Origin of the sequence: Enterococcus sp. S183_ASV_20 (assembly GCF_018919685.1) — a bacterium.
Lineage (GTDB): Bacteria > Bacillota > Bacilli > Lactobacillales > Enterococcaceae > Enterococcus > Enterococcus faecalis.
On record NZ_JAHLRI010000107.1, the window covers coordinates 1 to 4131 of the forward strand.

Annotated in this window: 2 protein-coding genes and 1 pseudogene; all 3 read left to right on the forward strand. The window is 38.5% G+C overall.

The annotated features are described in order from the left end of the window. Positions 1 to 118 precede the first annotated feature (118 nt). A complete protein-coding gene (locus KQI94_RS15540; protein ID WP_002356538.1) occupies positions 119 to 1603 on the forward strand; it encodes a nicotinate phosphoribosyltransferase in 1485 nt (494 codons plus the stop codon). 2 nt (positions 1604 to 1605) lie between these two features. After that, complete coding sequence (gene nadE, locus KQI94_RS15545; protein WP_002356540.1) at positions 1606 to 2433, forward strand: ammonia-dependent NAD(+) synthetase; 828 nt, start codon at positions 1606 to 1608, stop codon at positions 2431 to 2433. A gap of 168 nt (positions 2434 to 2601) precedes the next feature. Then, positions 2602 to 4053: pseudogene (locus tag KQI94_RS15550) on the forward strand (heavy metal translocating P-type ATPase); the annotation flags it as partial. Positions 4054 to 4131 lie beyond the last annotated feature (78 nt).

Sequence of the window (4131 nt, forward strand, 5' to 3'; positions counted from 1 at the left end):
TGAAGATGAAAAAGTAATTGTAAGCTGCCGTGAGGCAGTTTCACATGGTTTTAATTAAAAGTATGAATTATTCAGGATATAAATAAGTTTTTAATACAAAGAATAGAGGTAGAAAACGATGGACTATACATATGCAGATGATAGTTTGACATTGCATACAGATATGTATCAAATCAATATGATGCAAACATACTGGGAATTAGGGAGAGCAGATTTACATGCTGTTTTTGAATGTTACTTTAGAGAGATGCCCTTTAATCATGGCTACGCAATTTTTGCAGGTTTAGAACGTTTAGTCAATTATCTCGAAAATTTAACGTTTACAGAATCTGATATTGCATATCTCCGAGAAGTTGAAGAATATCCAGAAGATTTCTTGACGTATTTAGCAAATTTTGAATTTAAATGTACTGTACGCTCTGCTTTAGAAGGGGATTTGGTTTTTAATAACGAACCGTTAATTCAAATTGAAGGTCCTTTGGCACAATGTCAATTGGTAGAAACTGCCTTGCTAAATATGGTGAATTTCCAAACATTAATTGCGACAAAAGCGGCTCGAATTAAATCCGTGATAGGCGATGATCCTTTATTGGAATTTGGAACACGCCGGGCACAAGAATTAGATGCTGCCATTTGGGGCACAAGAGCCGCCTATATTGGTGGGGCGGACGCGACAAGTAATGTTCGTGCTGGTAAAATTTTTGGTATTCCGGTTAGTGGGACTCATGCCCATTCATTGGTTCAGTCGTATGGAAATGATTATGAAGCATTCATGGCGTATGCCAAAACACATCGGGATTGCGTTTTTCTTGTTGATACGTATGATACTTTGAAAGCGGGAGTGCCAAGCGCAATTCGAGTAGCTCGAGAAATGGGTGATAAAATTAATTTCCTAGGCGTGCGGATTGATAGTGGCGATATGGCTTATATTTCTAAACGAGTTCGTGAACAACTGGACGAAGCAGGCTTTACTGAAGCAAAAATTTATGCATCGAACGATTTAGATGAAAATACGATTTTGAATCTAAAAATGCAAAAATCAAAAATTGATGTATGGGGCGTGGGTACCAAGCTGATTACGGCCTATGATCAACCGGCTTTAGGAGCGGTGTTTAAATTAGTTTCAATTGAAGGTGAAGATGGTCAAATGAAAGATACCATTAAACTATCTAGCAATGCTGAAAAAGTGACAACACCAGGAAAAAAACAAGTTTGGCGTATTACACGTAAATCTGATAAAAAGTCAGAAGGGGACTATGTGACACTTTGGAACGAAGATCCTCGCCAAGAAGAAGAAATTTATATGTTCCATCCCGTTCATACCTTTATTAATAAGTATGTCCGTGATTTTGAAGCACGGCCAGTACTCCAAGATATTTTCGTTGAAGGAAAACGTGTGTACGAATTACCAACTTTAGATGAAATTAAACAATATGCAAAAGAAAATTTAGATTCACTTTGGGAAGAATACAAGCGGGACTTGAATCCGCAGAAATATCCAGTGGACCTTTCAACAGATTGTTGGAACCACAAAATGAATTTATTGGAAAAAGTGCGTAAAGACGTTAAACATTTAACGGAAACGGTGAATAAGGAGGCCTAGAAATGACAACACTTCAAGAAAAAATCATTCAAGAGTTAGGTGTTTTACCGACAATTGATCCAAAAGAAGAAGTTCGTAAAAGTATTGATTTTCTGAAAGCTTATTTAACTAAACATCCTTTTTTAAAAACCTTTGTCTTGGGAATTAGTGGCGGACAAGATTCAACATTAGCTGGTCGCTTAGCACAATTAGCGATGACTGAAATGCGCGAAGAAACAGGAGATATGTCGTATCAATTTATTGCGATTCGCCTTCCATACGGTGAGCAAGCAGATGAAGCTGATGCACAAGCCGCGCTAGCCTTTATCCAGCCAGATGTTTCTTTACGAGTGGATATTAAACCAGCAGTGGATGCAATGGTTGGTTCGCTAGAAAACGCTGGCGTTCAAATTAGCGATTTTAATAAAGGGAACATGAAAGCACGTCAACGTATGATTACACAATATGCAGTAGCTGGCGAAAATGCTGGCGCAGTAATTGGCACAGACCACGCAGCCGAAAATGTGACAGCTTTCTTCACCAAATATGGCGATGGCGGAGCGGATATTTTACCGTTATTTCGTTTAAATAAGCGCCAAGGAAAAGCTTTGCTGAAAGAACTTGGGGCACCAGAAGCCTTGTATTTAAAAATACCAACAGCTGATCTAGAAGATGACAAACCGTTAGTTGCAGATGAAGTTGCCTTAGGTGTCACGTATGATGCCATTGATGATTATTTGGAAGGCAAAAAAGTCTCGGAAACAGATCAACAAACAATTGAAAACTGGTATAAAAAAGGACAACACAAACGGCATTTACCCATTACAATTTTTGATGATTTTTGGAAATAAAAACACAGACCATCGGCGAATGAACGATGGTCTGTGTTTTTTTTACATAACTACTTTTCAGAAAGTAAACGTTGCTACAGCAACTATCCTATGATAATGAAAGTCGTTTTCATTTAGGCGTTTTCACTTTCTTTTTCAAAACAGAAAAGGTACGCTCAATAATGTAAAGTGAATGATGGGAGAGAAAAAGAGATGAAGCATGTAACAAAATTGGGGATTACAATTATAACAGGAGTTTTGGCATTATTATTTGAATTTATTTTACATCAGCCGAATTGGGCGTATGGCATTATTTTAATAACAGGTTCTGTAATGGCGTTAATGATGTTCTGGGAAATGATTCAAACCTTACGTGAAGGAAAATATGGTGTCGATATTTTAGCGATTACCGCTATCGTTGCAACCTTAGCTGTGGGAGAATACTGGGCCAGTTTGATGATTTTAATTATGTTGACTGGTGGTGATTCATTAGAAGACTATGCCGCTGGAAAAGCTAACCAAGAGCTGAAGTCATTATTGGATAACTCGCCACAAAAAGCTCATCGCTTGAATGGCGAAAATTTAGAAGATGTTTCTGTTGAGGAAATCAATGTTGGCGATGAATTAGTAGTAAAACCAGGGGAACTAGTTCCAGTTGATGGCTTGGTAAAAACCGGGACATCAACAGTCGATGAATCTTCATTAACAGGAGAATCAAAACCAATTGAAAAAAATCCTGGGGATGAATTAATGTCGGGTTCCGTGAATGGTGATGGCTCTTTGAAAATGGTTGCTGAAAAAACTGTAGCCGACAGTCAATATCAAACGATTGTGAACTTAGTGAAAGAATCTGCGGCGCGTCCAGCTCATTTTGTACGTTTAGCAGACCGCTATGCGGTACCTTTTACACTAATTGCCTACTTAATTGCAGGTGTTGCTTGGTTTGTTTCAAAAAGTCCGACACGTTTTGCGGAAGTCTTAGTGGTTGCTTCGCCGTGTCCTTTAATTCTATCTGCCCCAATTGCTTTAGTGGCAGGGATGGGTCGTTCAAGTCGTCATGGGGTCGTTATTAAATCGGGAACGATGGTCGAAAAATTAGCTTCTGCAAAAACGATTGCGTTTGATAAAACAGGCACGATTACGCAAGGACAACTTTCTGTTGATCAAGTCCAACCAATCAATGCTGAAATAACTGCTGCTGAATTAGTGGGATTGGCAGCAAGCGTGGAACAAGAATCAAGTCATATTTTAGCTAGATCAATTGTTGCTTATGCCAGAAAGCAAGATGTCCCATTAAAAAATATTACAGATCTAGCGGAAGTTTCTGGTGCTGGCGTGAAGGCATTTGTGGATGGTGCTGAGATACGGGTAGGTAAAAAGAATTTTGTGACACAAGAGTCTCAAACAACTGAAAAAATTGATAAAACGACCATTCATATTTCACGTAATGGCACATATTTAGGCCGAATTACTTTTACAGACACAGTACGACCAGAAGCAAAAGAGACTATGGAAAAATTACACCAATTACATCTTCAACGAATTTTAATGCTGACGGGGGATCAAGAATCCGTCGCAGAAACGATTGCTGCAGAAGTAGGAATTACCGAAGTACATGGGGAATGTTTACCACAAGATAAGTTCCTGAATAATTCATACTTTTAATTAAAACCATGTGAAACTGCCTCACGGCAGCTTACAATTACTTTTTCATCTTCA

Excerpts from the sequence above, each read along its gene's own strand:
- nadE (WP_002356540.1), top strand. The coding sequence starts at position 1,606 with ATGACAACACTTCAAGAAAAAATCATTCAAGAGTTAGGTGTTTTACCG.
- KQI94_RS15540 (WP_002356538.1), top strand. The coding sequence starts at position 119 with ATGGACTATACATATGCAGATGATAGTTTGACATTGCATACAGATATG.